Here is a 16,486-nt window from a genome sequence, read left to right on the forward strand (position 1 = left end):
GGCGCGGCGGCCGATCGCACTCTGCGCGGTGTGTTAACGCTGTCGATTGGGTAGTATGGCACTATCCCATCGCACGCTATATGCTGCGACGATGCGGGGCGTGTGCGGCGCCGGACTGATACGGCGCCGTATGGATTGCACAGGTAAACCGGCCGACGGGGTCGGGCGGCCTGGCCCCCTCCAAAGACAGCCAATTAAGGGTAGCTATGACGCAACAACAACCACAGGCGAAATATCGCCGCGACTATAAAACGCCGGATTACACCATCACCGATCTGGACCTGGATTTTGTACTCGATGCGGACTGCACCACGGTGACGGCCGTTAGTCAGGTGATGCGGTTGGGGAGCCCGGGGGCGGCACTGGTACTCGACGGCGAGGCGCTGACCCTGCGCAGCCTCTCCGTGGACGGCGTCGCCTGGACGGAATACCGCATTGAGGGCAATCAGCTGATCGTCGACGGGCTGCCGGCGCAGTTTGCCCTGACCATCGTCAATGAGATTCATCCGGCGCAAAACAGCGCTCTGGAGGGGCTATACCAGTCGGGCGAGGCGCTGTGCACCCAGTGCGAGGCCGAAGGGTTCCGCCATATTACCTACTATCTGGATCGCCCCGACGTGCTGGCCCGGTTCCGTACCCGCATCGTGGCGGATAAAGCGCGCTATCCCTACCTGCTGTCCAACGGTAACCGCGTAGGCCAGGGCGAGCTGGAGGACGGGCGCCACTGGGTGCAGTGGGAAGATCCGTTCCCGAAGCCCTGCTATCTGTTCGCCCTGGTGGCCGGCGACTTCGATCGGCTGAGCGATACCTTTATTACTCGCAGCGGGCGCCGGGTGGCGCTGGAGCTGTACGTCGACCGCGGTAACCTCGATCGCGCCGACTGGGCGATGACCTCGCTGAAAAACGCCATGCGCTGGGACGAGCAGCGCTTTGGCCTGGAGTACGACCTGGATATCTATATGGTCGTGGCGGTGGACTTCTTTAATATGGGGGCGATGGAGAACAAGGGGCTGAACATCTTCAACGCCAAGTTTGTGCTGGCCAAGGCGCAGACGGCCACCGACAAGGATTACCTGAATATCGAGTCGGTGATCGGCCACGAATATTTCCATAACTGGACCGGCAACCGGGTAACCTGTCGCGACTGGTTCCAGCTGAGCCTGAAAGAGGGGCTGACCGTCTTCCGCGATCAGGAGTTCAGCTCCGACCTGGGGTCGCGGGCGGTGAACCGCATCGACAACGTGCGGGTGCTGCGCGGCGCGCAGTTCGCCGAGGATGCCGGCCCGATGGCGCACCCGATCCGTCCCGACAAAGTGATCGAGATGAATAACTTCTATACCCTGACGGTGTATGAGAAGGGCGCCGAAGTGATCCGTATGATGCACACCCTGCTGGGAGAGGCGAAGTTCCAGGCGGGGATGCAGCTTTACTTTACGCGTCACGACGGCAGCGCCGCGACCTGCGACGACTTTGTCCAGGCGATGGAGGACGCCTCCGGCATCGATCTGACGCTGTTCCGCCGCTGGTACAGCCAGTCTGGTACCCCGCTGCTGACGGTGCGCGACGAATATGACGCCGAGCGGCGGCAGTACCGGCTGTATGTGACCCAGACGACCCCCGCCACGGCGGATCAGACGGAAAAGCGGCCGCTGCATATTCCGCTGGATATTGAGCTGTATAACGACCAGGGCGAGGTGATCCCGCTGGTGATGGACGGCGCGCCGGTCAGCAACGTACTGAGCGTGACCGAGGCGGAGCAGAGCTTCGCCTTCGACAACGTGCCGCAGGCGCCGACGCCGTCGCTGCTGCGGGAGTTTTCCGCGCCGGTGCGTCTGGAGTACCCCTACAGCGATCGCCAACTGACCTTCCTGATGCAGCACGCGCGCAACGACTTTGCTCGCTGGGACGCGGCGCAGATGCTGCTGGCCAAGTATGTGCGCCTGAACGTCTCGCGCAGCCAGCAGGGGCAGCCGCTGTCGCTGCCGGAGCACGTGGTGGCGGCGTTTGGCAGCGTGCTGGCGGATGAGCGCCAGGATCCGGCGCTGCGTGCGCAGATCCTGACCCTGCCGTCAGAGGTGGAGATGGCCGAGCTGTTCAGCCAGATCGATCCCGAGGCCATCGCCCAGGTGCACCAGGCGTTGACCCGCCTGCTGGCCCAGCAGCTGGCGACGGGGTGGCTGCGAGCGTATCAGCGCAACGCCACGCCGGAGTACCGTATCGAGCATGGCGATATCGCCAAGCGGGCGCTGCGTAACGTCTGCCTGCGCTACCTGGCGTTTGGCGACGACGTGGCCCAGGCGGATGCCCTGGTCAGCGCCCAGTATCACGAGGCGGATAATATGACCGATGCACTCGGCGCCCTGTCGGCGGCGGTTGCCGCACAGCTGCCCTGCCGCGATACGCTGATGGCGCAGTTCGACCAGCGCTGGCATCAGGATGGCCTGGTCATGGATAAGTGGTTTACCCTGCAGGCGACCGCGCCGGACGACGGGGTGCTGGCACAGGTGCGCGCGCTGCTGCAGCACCGTTCATTTACCCTGAGCAATCCCAACCGCACCCGGGCGCTGGTGGGGGCCTTTGCCCAGCTTAACCCGCGCGCGTTCCACGCGGCGGACGGTTCTGGCTATGCTTTCCTGGCGGAGATCCTGGCGGATCTGAACACCCGCAATCCGCAGGTCGCCGCTCGCATGGTGGATCCGCTGATCCGCCTGAAGCGCTATGACGCCGGGCGCCAGGCGTTGATGCGTCAGCAGCTGGAGTCCCTGCTGGCGCTGGAGAATCTCTCCGGCGATCTGTATGAGAAGATCACCCGTGCGCTGGAGGCCTGATCGCCTGCCGCGGGGCGCCCTACGGCGCACCTGTCCATGACGCTACCGGCCTACGGGCCGGTATTTTTTTGTCGCCGCTGAGCAGGCAGGCGGCAGGCCGTGATCTGGCGCAGCGTGGAGGCTGTATCGCGCTATCTGCTGAAATGGTCGAGCCACCCCCAGGGCGGGGATATCCGCCGGCGACGCGCGGCGGTTTCCACTGTGGGATCGGCGATGGCGTAAAATTCCGTTGCCTGCGTCCGGCGCGCCGATTAGTGTAAGCCTATTCATTCGTTGCTGCCGCCGTGGATGAAATACCAGGGAACATTATATTTATTACGCTGATTTATCATGAGGTGTTTTATGTTAATTACAGGCATAGATCATGTAGTGATTACGGTGCAGGATGTGGAGAAAACGCTGGCGTTTTATGTCGCCGGTCTGGGGATGTCGCTGGACAGCCGCCATGGTCGCCTAGCACTGACGTTTGGTCATCAAAAAATAAATATTCACCGCCAGAAGGCCGAATTTACCCCGGCGGCGCAACACGTGACCTATGGCAGCATGGATATCTGCTTGGTCGCCGAAGGCGATATCGAGCAAATCAAGGCCGAGCTGGAAAGCCGCGGGCTGGAGATTGTGCTAGGGGTGGTGCCGCGCACCGGCGCACAGGGGCCGATTGATAGCCTCTACCTGCGCGATCCCGACGGCAATCTGGTCGAGATTAGCGTATATAAATAATAGATGGGCTTATCGAGAGCATCACCATCTAACGCGACGGTTACCGCGGTTGGCCATGGACGGTATTCGCGGTTTCCTTTCCCCCGAGGCGCGGGGGAATAATAATGAATCAATCATCCCCCGATGACGCCCTCCGCTGTCTGGACGCAGCCGCGTGCTCGGTGCCGACAACGATAAGCGCGATCATACGCGGCGTCATCTGATGGTGCCGTCGGCGCTGATTGACACTCCCCGCGTTGCCCCCAATCCGCGGTGCATTCGCCACCGCGCGGCGCTGAAGGCGAGCGTCTACGCGTGGCTGGCCGATCGCCTCTGGGATCGCGCGCTTGCCGGCGGCGGGGATCCCGGCGGGCCCCATCCGCGTTTCCGCGCGAGCGGGGCGGCGCCGTTGCAACGGATCTTACCGCCGCTCGCCGCGGGCGCGTAGCCGATGCCGACCGCTCCTACGGCGAGCCCCGTATAGCGCCGGGGCGTGATGCTCTGCGCCGGCGTTTCATCACGCCCCACGCGCCGCCGGGAGCGTAACTCTGCGACTTCGCTAATATTGGACAGCGTAGGGATAACTTGGTGATATCAAATAAATCCTCTGTTTAAAAAAGCACTCTGTCATATAGATTCAAAACGGGATAACTATAGAACAATAATTATAATAGTAGATTGCCCCAGTCTATTAAATTGGATCCGGCGCGGCGCCTATTGCATCAGATATACGGCGCTGTACGGATAAGGATATGTCTGTTTTGAAGACACCTTTTTTATTATTAAAACCATTTATTGATATGGGTATCATGCTATGAATAATAATTTATTATTACTAACGGCGGGCTGCCTATTAAGCCTTTCGTCCGGTGTACGTGCGGTGAGCGTGATGGAGAGCGGGGTGCCACATGATGGCTGGCATGCACCCATGCTGATTTTTGCCGAACACGATCGAACGGCAAATAATGGCTGGCGTATTCCGGCGATTACGGTCACGCAGGGTGGGGCGCTTATTGCCGTCAGCGATGCCCGGGCGGTCGGTACCAGCGATATAGGTCAGAATCAGGATGTGCATTTTGGCTATAGAATATCCTACGATCGGGGGGACACCTGGGGTGAGATCCACGATATCGCCCCCAGTTTTAATGGTAAGCGACAAATCTCCGATCCGGCCATCGTGTACAACCCAGACTCGGGGAGTACGTTTCTGTTCGGCTATTACAACGATCGCTTTATCACCAGTAAACCGCTCAGCCGCGTTTCTGATTTCTTTATGTTTACCTCTGACGATGGCGGAAAAACATGGGATCGGGGCACCAGTCTGTACGATCTGGCGCCGACGGGCTACAAATATATACTGCAGGGCCCGGGCTCCGGGATGTATCACGACGGCACGCTCTATCTCGCCGCTCAGGCGTGGCATCACGATAGGGACAGTAGCCTGGTGGGAAGCGGTGCGACGGTAACCTCAGGATATCTCTACTCATCGGATAATGGCGTAACGTGGAATTCAGCCTGGCTACGCCCCGATGATAAAATTGTGGGTGCCCCGGGGACGGGAGTGGACGATCTCCCCGACATCACCTCCGAGAGCAGCGTATTCCACCACGATGGTCATATCTATTTGGCCGCCAAGTCCGAGACATCGCGGGAGATCAAGTCGCGGGTCGTCTATCGGACAAAGGACAACGGCCAGCGCTGGGAGCGGGTAGAGGAAGCATTCCTGCCGGAGAATATTTCCCGCGCCGAGACGAGCTCGCTCTCTCTGGATGACAGCGTTTATCTGGTTGGCTACAGCACGGCGACGGAGCGGGCTAACCGTGATGGTATCTATATTACCACCAATACCGGGCGCACCATCCAGGTGTATGACTCACCCTCCTATGGCTATACCTCAATGACAAAGGATGAGGATAACCTGTATATCCTGTTTGAAGGCGAAGGGGATATCTATCTTCAGCGCTATGACATCGCCGCGCGAGACTATGCCAATATCAGCGCCACAATCTTAAATCGCAGCAACGATTTATTCGATATCGCCACCAAGCTCAGGACGGCGTCGTCTTATATTAAGGGGGGCTATGGTAGCCATGCGTCGTCAGATGCCGAATTTGTGTATGCCGATGACTGGGGGAAGCTGGGGGTGTTTTTCGCGAGGCAATCCGAGAATAGTCAGCGTGTGCCCGGGACTATCCAATATACCAATAGCGATGTGTCGCTGACCTTGGCCAAAGATGATATTTTATTCTCTGGCGATAATGTCTTTGTCGGCTATCAGCATAGTGATATTCAATACGACAATGACGCTGCTAATAAAGTTAAGTCGGTGCTGGCTGGCTATTCATATCAACATGACTTTGGCGTCTTATCCTATCACCTGATGGTCAATACGATTTATGGTGAAAACAGATTCTCACGCAATCGTCGAGAGGGGTTAGGGCGTAAGGCCGATTTTAACGCCTATAGCGTGGCTATAAAAAATATGCTGGCCAAAGACATTTACCTTGCCGATGGTTTTTACGCCGGCGTCGCGTCGGGGCTCCACTCCACGTTTTTCAGTCACAGCGCGATTCAGGAGAGGGGAGGCAACGGTTGGAATAATGCGAGCGTGGACTCCGCCGATCACGCCTCGAACCAGCTTTTGCTCGATGGACAGCTCAGCAAGCGGCTTCATATCATGCAATCGAACGCGCTGACGCTGACGGCCAAAGCCAGCTACCAGTATGAGCTGATGGACACGGCAAAGTGGGCCGAGGCGTACCGAGTGCTCGATGCCCGGCGTCTGATGCCAGCGCCGGTAAAGCGCTATCCGCATGGCTTGGCAACCGGCTATCTGGAGGCGGCCCTAAGCCTTCATCCGCAGGCCGTTATCGCCGCGGGGGCATCGCTCAATACCGATGGTGACGGGCTGGTTGCTGGCAGCTTCACCTACACCTTTTAGTGAACAGCGCGGCGGGGAAAGCGCGCGGAGTCGCGCGATAGAGGGACTTGGCCGCGCACGTTTATGCGTCGCGCTCCCCATGCCGTAGTCGCCGCAGTCAATCTGGCGCTGCGTCTGCCATACTCATGGCCGTGATCGTCGCGGAGCAAAACGTGCGAAATAGCGGCGAGAGGCCCGCGCCGCATGGGCCAATGTCATAAAGCCGCCTAAGCTAGAGTTAACGGGCGCGTCGTTGGCGCGTTTCTGCCGCGCCCCGGCGAGCGCTGTTGAACGGGGCTTTATTTTTTGCGTCAGCGGATTCAGCGGGGGAGTGAACATGTACGAATCTCGTGATATGCCATTAATATCATTGAGAGCGTTTATTAAGCGGATGCTATTGCATTTTGCCGGCGCGCTGCTGTTAATTATTATTACCCTGGCGATCGGCGTGGCGGGGCATCTTCTGTTCGATGACGCTATCGCGTGGCATGACGCGACGCTCAACAGCGCCTTTATCGCCAACGGCATCGGTCCGTATATTGTGCCGCAGAGCCTGGCGGGGAAGATCTTCTTTGCCTTTTATGGCATGTTCACCAGCCTGGTGTTTATGACGACGCTGGGGCTGATCTTGGCGCCGCTGGCTCACCGTATTCTGCATCAGTTTCATCTGGATGATGAGCGGCGGGATTAACCCCGGCCTCGCACAGCGGGGCCGTTTCACGCCGGCTCCGGTAAGTGGTTCGCGTACGTACGCGCGCTGGGGAAACGACGCCGCAGGGCGTCGGGCCGCCGCGGTCCCGCGGCGTTTTACGCGCTCTCCGGCGTGGCCTTTATAATGTTATTTACAAACAATATGATAGCTAATCAATGCGCGGGGAATCATCGCCGTTGACGCGGTTGAGTAAAACGTTTGCTTTTATAGGGCTCTTTTTGTCTTTAATCAATTCCAATTGATGACGACTTCCCTGATAATAGCGCCCCGTTTGGCAACGGGAATCAGGAGATCTCATGTTCTACCCTTTTATCAGGAAGGCCCTCTTTCAACTCGATCCGGAACGCGCGCACGAGTTTACGTTCAAGCAGTTGCATCGTATCAGCGGCACGCCGCTCATCGGACTGATCCGCCAGTCGGTGCCGAGCAAACCGGTCAGCTGCATGGGGTTGTCATTTAAAAATCCGGTCGGTCTGGCCGCAGGGTTGGACAAGGATGGTGAGTGCATTGATGCGCTAGGCGCCATGGGATTCGGATCGATCGAAGTGGGCACGGTTACGCCGCGCCCCCAGCCGGGTAATGAAAAGCCGCGTCTGTTCCGCATTGTTGAGGCGGAAGGGTTAATTAACCGCATGGGCTTTAACAATCTGGGCGTGGATAACCTGGTGGAGAATGTCAAAAAATCTCACTTCGGCGGCATTCTCGGGATTAATATCGGAAAAAATAAGGACACACCGGTAGAGCAGGGTAAAGATGACTACCTGATCTGCATGGATAAGGTGTATTCCTATGCTGGCTATATTGCCGTGAATATCTCCTCTCCCAATACGCCGGGGCTGCGTACGCTGCAATATGGCGAGGCGCTGGATGATTTACTGGCTGCGATTAAAGCCAAGCAGGCCGAGCTGCAGCAAAAGCATGCTAAGTATGTGCCGGTTGCCGTAAAAATTGCGCCGGATCTTAGCCATGAAGAGCTGGTACAGATTGCCGATAGCCTGGTGCGTCATCAAATTGATGGGGTGATCGCCACCAATACAACGCTGGATCGTTCGTTGGTCAATGGGCTCAATCACTGCGCCCAAAGCGGTGGCCTGAGCGGACGCCCGCTGCAGTTAAAAAGCACCGAGATTATTCGCCAGCTTTCTGCCGAGCTGCAGGGACGACTGCCGATTATTGGCGTCGGCGGCATTGATTCAGTGATTGCCGCCCGCGAAAAAATGCAGGCGGGGGCATCCTTAGTACAGATTTATTCCGGCTTTATCTTTAAAGGACCGGGCCTGGTTAAAGAAATCGTTAACCATATCTAATTTTTAATCCTGCCTATTTAGCCCGGGACTTTATTTTCGTCGCGGGCTAGTCTATATTTTCAACAGTGCGCTGCTTATTTATTCAAATGCTGAGTTAACCACGTAGCGTCGCGTGACATTGCTTGGCAGTACCGTTATGTTGCCATGGATTTTTTTGGCGTGGGGGTCAATGCATGAATATAAAGCCCGGAGATCGCTGGCGCTGGTTCTTTGACCGGCAGCACGATCGTCTGATGTTGGATCTGGCGAATGGCATGGTCTTTCGCTCCCGCTTTCCCTCTAAAATGCTGACGCCGGATGCCTTTGATGTCAGTACCTTTTGTGTTGATGATGCCGCGAGCTACTACCACTTTGCCGAGCGCTGTCAGGCGTGCGGGCTGGATACGGCGCAGCGTGCCGAGCTGGTGCTGAATGCCCTGGTCGCACAGCGCTTCCTGAAGCCGATGATGCCTAAAAGCTGGTACTTTGCGCCGCAGCCCGGCCGCTATGTGCCTGCCCCGGGAGAGCTGGTCGGCGTGCAGCTGCTCGATACGCCGGCCTGGGGCCGCCTGCTGGTGATTGCGCCGGGCGCCAGCGCCAGCCTGTGTCTGCTGGCGCAGCCCTCGCTGGCGCTGTCCGGTAAGACGCTGATGCTGGGGGAGGCCATTAAGGTGATGCATGACCGCTTGCTGCCGCTGTGCGCTCAGGATACGTCGTCTGACGATACCGCGCTGGCCTACGCAGGGTAAATATTTTACTGTCGCCCTTCTCCGATGCACCTCACGTGCGCCGCGTGCTATGACGATGTTTAGGTAATAATCTGAAAATCGCTCAATTCTGTGCTGTTTTGTTCTTTATTTGGACGAATATCCGGTAATAGGCGGGCAATCCCGTTTTTCTTCATGTTATGATGCGCCGCATGCCAAACGTCACGATCATCAAGGGAGGTTGATATGTTTGACGCGTCAGGGAGATTCCCGTCGGCGGTGAGAAATACGCTGATCGCAGTGACAACCGTGTCGCTGCTGGCTTTTTCAACGGCGTCGCTGGCCGGTCCGAGCCGCACTACCAAGGGTGCGCTGCTGGGGGCTACGGCTGGACTGCTGTCCGGTAACGGCGTCAACGGCGTACTGAAAGGTGCGGCGCTGGGTGCCGGGGTCGGGGCTATCAGTGAGAAAGGCCATAAAGGCAAGAAAGCCCGTAAAGGCGCTACCATTGGTGCGACCGTCGGCGCTGTCGCCGGCGTTCTGTCCGGCAACGGTATCGAAGGGGCTATCAAGGGCGCGGTCGTCGGCGGCGCCGGCGGCGCGATCATCGGCCGGATCCAATAAAACAGAAGGAATTGAATGTGAAAAAGGTATTATTCTTGGTCTCTGCGCTGGCGGCGGCGCCGGCCGTATGGGCACAGTCTTACGATATTAAATCGGGTCTGCCGGCGGAAGTGTATATGACCTGCGCCGATGCGGGTGAAATGGCGAAGACCGATAGCGCGGGGGTTGCGGAAATCGTGGCCATTATGGGCAACGCCAGCGTTGAAAGTCGTGGTCTGAAAATTGCCAAGACCGCGGATACAGATAAAGCCGTTGTCGACAAGCTGAATCAGGCGTGCGCCGCGGATCCGCAGATGCTGCTGATCACGGCGATCGATAACGCCATGCGCGCTATTGCTAAATAAGCAGGCGTAGGCCGCGACGACGCGGCCTTATTTTATCTTGTCCCAAAAGCCAGTGCCTAGGCACTGGCTTTTTGCTGTCCGATGGCGGTAGATTACAGGCGTTAATTTACCCATTGTTTGCGCTATGCGGCGAGAAAAATAAAAAGCCCCCAATACGGGGGCTTGAGATCACAGGATAATGCAGGAATAAAGTATTAGAAGGAGTTGATCGTGGCAACAACCGGCATGGAGTAGCTGCCTGGGGCGATATTACCATCCTCCTGTACCGTAACGAACTGGACTTCACTATTGAGGTCAGTCAAGCCGGTCGTGTGTGCCGCAATATTCCGTCCGCCGTTGCTCGACCAAGTACCAGTATCGCCCTGGGGGCGTACTTTGATGGTATCGCCGTTCGCGTTTTTAAAAAGCCAGTTTTGGCTAGCGTCATCATAGTAGTCGTCGTGAATGTCGACCCTCACGTCTGACTTACCTGAGTCACCGCCAATGATATCCATCGCGTTGATAGATAAAGTGGCCAGCGTGGTGCCCGGCCGAGAGGCATCGGTTGTGCTGACGGTAAAGGGGGACGGTGTGGCAACAATGCGGGTGGTGGTGCTATCGAGCACGTTGGTGGTCAGCGTTGCTTCCATATAGCTTTTGACAAATGGGTTACTCTCCCCGAAATCAGCGTAGCGGGCCATCGCCGCGCCGCTGGCGGCCAGGCAGGAAGCGGCAACAAATGCAGAGACTAATGTTTTGGTCATATTCATAGTAAACCTCATTTCTATAGTAAGCTTGATTGTGAGTTGATCCCTGTCCAACTATTTACCCATTACTCAGCCCAGGAATAAAACCGAGTAAAACTAAAGACTATGAGCAGGTGAGCGCCGATATATATAAGCCAACGGAGTTTTTCTCTTTCAGTGCATAGGAAATACGACACTGCTGTCCGCTATGGTTTCCCCAGCGAATATGGAGTACGCCGCTGTCCGATAATCCGCTTAAGAAGACTTCGCCAACGTCACCTACGATACCTGCGCTATGTTGGTTTTCTGTGGCGACCACCGCGCCAAAGGGGAGTGGCTTGCCATCGCTGCCGCTGAGGTGGAATAGCGCCTTTTTACCGCTGACCGCCTTATAGCTGGCGAGTACCAGGGCGTTATCGGTAGGAATAACCGAGGAGACCGTCTGTTTAATCTCCGTTTGACTGTTTAAGTCAGCCTGCTTGATATAAATGTCATTTTTTCGATAGGTGTTGAGCGCGGTAACAAGGGCAAAACCGTTATCGTCGGTTTTCACCCCGCTGCGGTTGGTGACCGCAATGTCGGCGGCGTTGTCTACATCCAGGAGCGCAGCCGCACCGTAGATCCGCTGCCCCAGCGTGATTCCGCCGCGGTGTAAGACCATGCTGCCGTTAATTCCACCGCCAAACTGCGTCACCGATGGGCTATAGTTATACATGCCATTAATAGCGCCAAAGGGATGGGTTAATGCAGCGCTGAGCGAGGTTCTCTTATTGTCGTCGTTTTTACTATTAATCCCCTGGCTGATATTCCATGACAGGCGATTGTCATAGGCTATGCCGTTCAGCGAGAGAGAGTTACTGATACTGCGATCCCTTTCGGAGAGGATCTGGTATCTCAGGCTGGAGTTGGTTCCGGCGCCGATGAGACTTCCCAGAGAGACATAGATAGCAGCGGAGAATATATCTTCCTGATGGCGATAGTCAGCGTTGAGAACCCGGTTCCAGCCCAGCGATAGGCTGGCGCGTCCAAAGAGAGAGGTGCTGTAGTTTACGTTGGCATACGACTCGGATTTTTTATCCCAGTAGTCGGTGGCTCGCAAGGATAAATCCAGAGAACCAAAGCGGGACAGATCCTGCTTCAGGCTGATGCTGCTATCGTGTTTCTTTCTCCATGGGTCTGGGGAGCGAGTGCGCCGGGGCGCCATGGCGTCGGTGAATGTGCTGTAGCCGTTTGAGGCGTACCGATAGCTGGCCAGATTGAACGAAGTATTGGTTTCGTTGATAAGCTTGCTGTATCGAATACGCAGGGCGCTGCCGGTTTCATTATCATGATAGCCGTTGCGAGAAGACACGCCATCGATGGACAGTGCCCCAAAACGATACAGATTAAACCCCAGCCCAAGCGCCCCAGACCAGAATTTATTACTGGCCTGGAGACCCGTATACCCGGTAAGAAAATCGTTGAAGCCATAAATCAGCGTGGCGTTACTAAAAAAGTCGTCGTTTTCTGTATCTGAATAAGGGCGGTATTTCCCCAGGGTTATCTCATACTTTAACCTACCGGCCTTGAGCGAAATGGCCGGGGTGTTATAGGGAACCGTAAAATGCTGGACGGTGCCGTTACTTTCGGTGACCGTGACCTCCATATCTTCGCCCCGTAGCGCGGGAATATCCGTGAGCTCAAAGGCGCCGGCCGGCACTTCGGTGCTGTAGATAAGGTAATTATTCTGGCGTACCTCTACCTGCGCGACGCCGCTGGCAATGCCCCGTACGGCCGGGACAAACGTTCTGTCATAGAAGGGGATCATGCTGTCAGAGGTCGCCAGCTTGATGCCTCTGAAGGGGATGCTGTTAAAAATATCAGAGCCGGAGCTGCTTTCACCGATCAACAGCTTGCTTTTTAACGATCGTATATCGCTTTCCGCATAGGTATAGGCGTTCTGGTAGGTACTCTCGCCATTGTAGCTGCGTTGCCATAGACCCGAGTTGCGTAAACGCCAGCTGCCCACGTTAAGACCCGGGGCCAGTGAGAGCGAATAAGATTCGCTGGACGGGGCGTTAAACTTAACCTCACGGTGCCAGGCTTTGGCATCATAGTTTAAAATGAATGCGGTAATGCCATCGTCCCATTGAGACTCATGCGCTAGCTCACTGGGCTTATTCATGATTGCTTTAGCCGGCGCATACAGCACCAGGCTCATGCCGTAAAATGCGAAGCTAAACTGTAGATCGCCCTGACGGAAGTCGATGTACTTCTCCCCCGGTCGATAGCGTAGTTTCAGCGCATCAGGGTTAATATTGAATAAAACTAAATCCTCTTTTTTCAGATTGGGCGTTAGCGTGCTATCCACGTAGCCGAACTCGATCTGATAGCTTGTTATTTTCTTTCTGGAATCGTTCACCGCAACAGAGACCAGATAGGTCCCCGGCAGCTGTTGACCGTCGTTGAAACGGCTGACGTCATGACCATTCACCAGCGCGGAATCAAAAAAGAAGGTTTCTGACTGCGCGAGTGAACTTGCGCTGTAGGGTAATCCAGCCAATATCATTGACCCGATAAGCGGTTTGATCTTTGTTTTCATTGTTGACGCTTCCTTGTCTGTATGGGCTGGGCTAACTTAGCGCTAATTTATATTCGTCCGCAGTATTCAGTTGAGCAGGGTTTGGTAGTCACGGGTCGTACCGCCGTAGTCATTAATCAGGTTCCAGGTAATCTTTTCCCCTTTATTGGCAATATTTTTTTGTGGAAATTGATAGACTCCCTGTGGCTTTATGGCGATCGGTGGCGTTATGTTTCGACCATTAACTTTTATACCTCTGAAGTTAATAAAATAGGGGGTTGGGTTTGTAACGGTAAGCGCACCCTGGTTCTGTTGCCAGGTTAGCGCCGACGCATAGCTCGCATCCTTGATATTCAAAGAGGATGGGCGGGTAATTAATTTAATACAGCTATTCACCATGACGTTGACGTTTAAGGTTCCTTTGCCGCTGTTTTTATCGTTATCGCTCCAGGCGCTTCCCTCGGTTGGTGGAATACTCTTAACACAGATCCAGTGCATGGACTCAATGTCGTGAGGGAAATGGGGGCTGACTTTAATGATCGATATGGTGTTCTTTTGCCCACTGTCCAAGCGGAACAGCGGTGGTGTCACAATATAGTCTGGGGATTTCTTCTCGGACTTTTCATCCATAACCCGAGACTCGACCAGAATAGGATAGGATTGCTGATTCTCAATGGGGAGATTATAGCTATCGCTGTCAGCATCAAAAATGATCCGAGATGCGCCTAGGGTTATGCTATAGCTTCTCGTTTGTGTATCAAGCGCGACGGCGTTGCCGATAAGGGGGAATACCAGCGCCGCGAATACGAAGTATTTAGTTGACATGTAATAAGTCCTGTTATCTCTCAGGTGAGAGAGCTTATAAATCAATTAACTATATAATGTACTGCTGCGGCGCTATTCCAATAGTTCTGCAGCGGAGGCTCACGGCGCATTCGATGATGCGTTAGTAACAGTGAGGCTATCGTTAAAGCGCTGTACACCTATGTCTTGTAGTAGCAGGCAAGACACGAAACAATGTGATGAATATGCGACAGGCGTCCTAGGCTGGTGCTAAGATATCCATTGCTGACGCCAATCCGTTCGCAGATCTCTTTTCTGGTACGGCCAAGTATTAAATACTCCCACATCGCATCAATAATTTTCTCGCTGCTGATGGGGGATATTTCAACCAATAGCCAGAATTGATTTTCGGAGAGCTCACCCGAACATAGTCGGTTCTGTTTTCTCGTCGCAGTAGCAAAGCATCTTATTTCTGAACGTAATGGCGTTCCCTTATCCATAAAACATCCTGATAATTCATTATTTATATTTGTTTTGTTGTATTAATTCTTTTGCTCTATGTGTAATGAATTGAACTTAATTTCCTGTGAAAGCAATCGTAGTATATTCAAAATATTTTTCTTGTGAAGATGGTGAGTGCGCTCATTTCCCCGTCGCCAAAATGGTTTAAATGAGCGTGATATTGTTAATTAACGATAAAAAATACCAAAAATAAGCGGCATGACGGGATATTGATTGGATAAAGAGGGCGTTTTATGGCAAAGGCCATGATTGGCGTGCGATTGTAATCTAAAGTAAATCTATCAATATATATCCTTAAAGAGGGAATAGAGGAAATATTTGATTAATTAAGCTTTGGGATGAATTTTTAAAATATAAAAAATGAGAGTGATTAATATAAATTGATTACTCTTAGCATGATAGATCGTGGCGATGTGCAGCGCGTGATGGCGTCGCTGGGGCGCAACGCGATATAGAATGCGCGTGCGACGGGGCTCGATGGGTATGCCATAGGGGGGCGGCCTCGCCATCCTATGGCGGCGGGCCGTTTTCTTTGCTGCGCCATTTTTATCGGACGGCGGGGCGAGGTTATCTTCTCCGCCTTGCTATCCGCACCGCCGGCTGCGCCGCCGCGCTGGGCGGCTCACCGCCGTCGGCGGGGTGGGGTTATCTTCTCCGTCTTGCTATCCGCACCGCCGGCTGCGCCGTCGCGTGGGGCGCTGGGCGGCTCCCCGCCGTCGGTGGCGCGCGGTTTCTCCTCAGTCTTGTTATCATCATCGCCGCACAACGGCCCCAGCTTAGGGAAGTCGCTGACGATCCTGGCAATAAAGACCAGCGAATAAATATAGCCCATCAATACGACTAAAATCGTGGCGTTGCGGGCGGGCCAAGAGACGGCGACGATGTCGCCGTAGCCGACGGTCAATATGCTGATAAACGAGTAATAGAACAGGTCGTTAAACATCTGCTGCGGATTGTCGCTGATGCCTTTGAACGAGCCCGGCTGTAGTACCTCGATGCTGGAAAAGATAAAGAGGCCGATATAGCCGATCAGCAGAAATCCGCTGAGGGCAGCAAATACCATTTCGCCGTCGGCGGAGGCGGCGCGGATAACCTTGCGGACGACGACGACGGTGACCAGCGTAAAGAAATACAGGTACAGCATCTTCCCTAATAAGATGAAGGGAAGAGAGTGGGGAAAGAACAGAAAGATGATGATATTGAGTACGATCGGAACCGTGACGAAAGCCCGATTGCGGCGCAGAACTACATTAAACCCGGCGATCCCTTGCAGCGTCAGGCAGATGAGGGATTTGGACTGCAGATCGCCAAGGTTCGGGATCAGGTTAATAAAGAATACGCCGATCAGTGAGATAAACAGCCAGCAAAACTGATGTTGTTCAGCCCTGACCTTCCATGAGGCGTGTTGAGTGGGGTGTTTCAGCCTACGCATAATCGTCGAGCCTTGCCTAGAAGCCTGAGAGGCGTTGCCTCACCAAAGTGGAGTAGCCTACTCCATCAGGCGATTTTTGTCTGCTGCGCCGGCGTTGGCCGTGTCCGGGCTCGCGGTGAGGGGGCCGTTGCAGAGGGCGCAGACCTGCGGATAGCGACGGGCGCGGGCGCCAATGTCGACGCCGTCGTCGAGGGGCGGAGGAGAAAATACGTAAAAAAACGCTGTGGGGATGGCGTGGCGGCGGGGAAAAGTGGAAAATATCGGGTTTATTCCCCCCAACCGGCGCGCTTTCGCGTCGTTCGCCAGGTGTTTCCTGAGCCAATGTGGGCGAATATCATCCATAA

15 protein-coding genes are annotated in these 16,486 nt (G+C 55.0%); 9 read left to right on the plus strand and 6 right to left on the minus strand.

Features of this window, described 5'->3' with window-relative positions; genetic code table 11:
- Window positions 1-206 precede the first annotated feature (206 nt).
- The 9 genes from pepN (at window position 207) to BRD58_RS06630 (ending at window position 10,120) form a co-directional block, all read left to right on the plus strand.
- The gene (gene pepN / locus BRD58_RS06590; protein WP_073382011.1) at window positions 207-2,828 is read left to right on the plus strand and encodes an aminopeptidase N; all 2,622 of its coding nucleotides are present in this window, start codon (window positions 207-209) and stop codon (window positions 2,826-2,828) included.
- 342 nt (window positions 2,829-3,170) lie between these two features.
- A complete protein-coding gene (locus tag BRD58_RS06595) occupies window positions 3,171-3,548 on the plus strand; it encodes a VOC family protein (RefSeq protein ID WP_012848103.1) in 378 nt (125 codons plus the stop codon).
- Window positions 3,549-3,702: 154 nt separating this feature from the next.
- Window positions 3,703-3,975 carry a hypothetical protein gene (locus BRD58_RS06600; protein WP_015461253.1) on the plus strand — a complete coding sequence of 91 codons (273 nt, stop codon included), beginning with the start codon at window positions 3,703-3,705 and terminating at the stop codon, window positions 3,973-3,975.
- Window positions 3,976-4,341: 366 nt separating this feature from the next.
- Window positions 4,342-6,468, plus strand: coding sequence for an exo-alpha-sialidase (locus tag BRD58_RS06605; protein WP_236721580.1), 2,127 nt, complete (start codon window positions 4,342-4,344; stop codon window positions 6,466-6,468).
- A 370-nt stretch (window positions 6,469-6,838) separates the two neighbouring features.
- Window positions 6,839-7,138 carry a hypothetical protein gene (locus tag BRD58_RS06610; RefSeq protein WP_015461255.1) on the plus strand — a complete coding sequence of 100 codons (300 nt, stop codon included), beginning with the start codon at window positions 6,839-6,841 and terminating at the stop codon, window positions 7,136-7,138.
- Between the two features lie 317 nt (window positions 7,139-7,455).
- Window positions 7,456-8,466, plus strand: a complete 1,011-nt coding sequence (gene pyrD / locus BRD58_RS06615) for a quinone-dependent dihydroorotate dehydrogenase (RefSeq protein WP_012848107.1) — start codon at window positions 7,456-7,458, stop codon at window positions 8,464-8,466.
- 173 nt (window positions 8,467-8,639) lie between these two features.
- Window positions 8,640-9,194 (plus strand): cell division protein ZapC, encoded by a 555-nt coding sequence (locus BRD58_RS06620; protein ID WP_012848108.1) that lies wholly within the window; start codon window positions 8,640-8,642, stop codon window positions 9,192-9,194.
- A gap of 237 nt (window positions 9,195-9,431) precedes the next feature.
- Entirely contained in the window at window positions 9,432-9,776 is a 345-nt protein-coding gene (locus BRD58_RS06625) for a glycine zipper family protein (protein ID WP_015461257.1), read from the plus strand.
- A 17-nt stretch (window positions 9,777-9,793) separates the two neighbouring features.
- Window positions 9,794-10,120 (plus strand): YmgD family protein, encoded by a 327-nt coding sequence (locus tag BRD58_RS06630; protein WP_012848110.1) that lies wholly within the window; start codon window positions 9,794-9,796, stop codon window positions 10,118-10,120.
- 194 nt (window positions 10,121-10,314) lie between these two features.
- On the opposite strand, the gene BRD58_RS06635 is transcribed toward BRD58_RS06630, so the two are convergent.
- The 6 genes from BRD58_RS06635 to BRD58_RS06660 all read right to left on the minus strand — a co-directional run bounded on the left by BRD58_RS06635 (window position 10,315) and on the right by BRD58_RS06660 (window position 16,484).
- On the minus strand, window positions 10,315-10,869 hold the full coding sequence (locus BRD58_RS06635; protein WP_073382019.1) for a pilin: 555 nt from the start codon (window positions 10,867-10,869) through the stop codon (window positions 10,315-10,317).
- Between the two features lie 100 nt (window positions 10,870-10,969).
- Window positions 10,970-13,426 (minus strand): fimbria/pilus outer membrane usher protein, encoded by a 2,457-nt coding sequence (locus BRD58_RS06640; RefSeq protein WP_041692731.1) that lies wholly within the window; start codon window positions 13,424-13,426, stop codon window positions 10,970-10,972.
- Window positions 13,427-13,492: 66 nt separating this feature from the next.
- Window positions 13,493-14,230 (minus strand): fimbrial biogenesis chaperone, encoded by a 738-nt coding sequence (locus tag BRD58_RS06645; protein ID WP_012848113.1) that lies wholly within the window; start codon window positions 14,228-14,230, stop codon window positions 13,493-13,495.
- Between the two features lie 158 nt (window positions 14,231-14,388).
- Window positions 14,389-14,688 carry a PapB/FocB family fimbrial expression transcriptional regulator gene (locus BRD58_RS06650; protein ID WP_071840960.1) on the minus strand — a complete coding sequence of 100 codons (300 nt, stop codon included), beginning with the start codon at window positions 14,686-14,688 and terminating at the stop codon, window positions 14,389-14,391.
- Between the two features lie 644 nt (window positions 14,689-15,332).
- Window positions 15,333-16,142, minus strand: coding sequence for a potassium channel family protein (locus BRD58_RS06655; protein ID WP_073382024.1), 810 nt, complete (start codon window positions 16,140-16,142; stop codon window positions 15,333-15,335).
- 57 nt (window positions 16,143-16,199) lie between these two features.
- Window positions 16,200-16,484, minus strand: coding sequence for a hypothetical protein (locus BRD58_RS06660; protein WP_015461260.1), 285 nt, complete (start codon window positions 16,482-16,484; stop codon window positions 16,200-16,202).
- Between the last annotated feature and the right edge of the window lie 2 nt (window positions 16,485-16,486).

The organism is Edwardsiella piscicida (assembly GCF_001896205.1).
GTDB classification, from domain to species: domain Bacteria; phylum Pseudomonadota; class Gammaproteobacteria; order Enterobacterales; family Enterobacteriaceae; genus Edwardsiella; species Edwardsiella piscicida.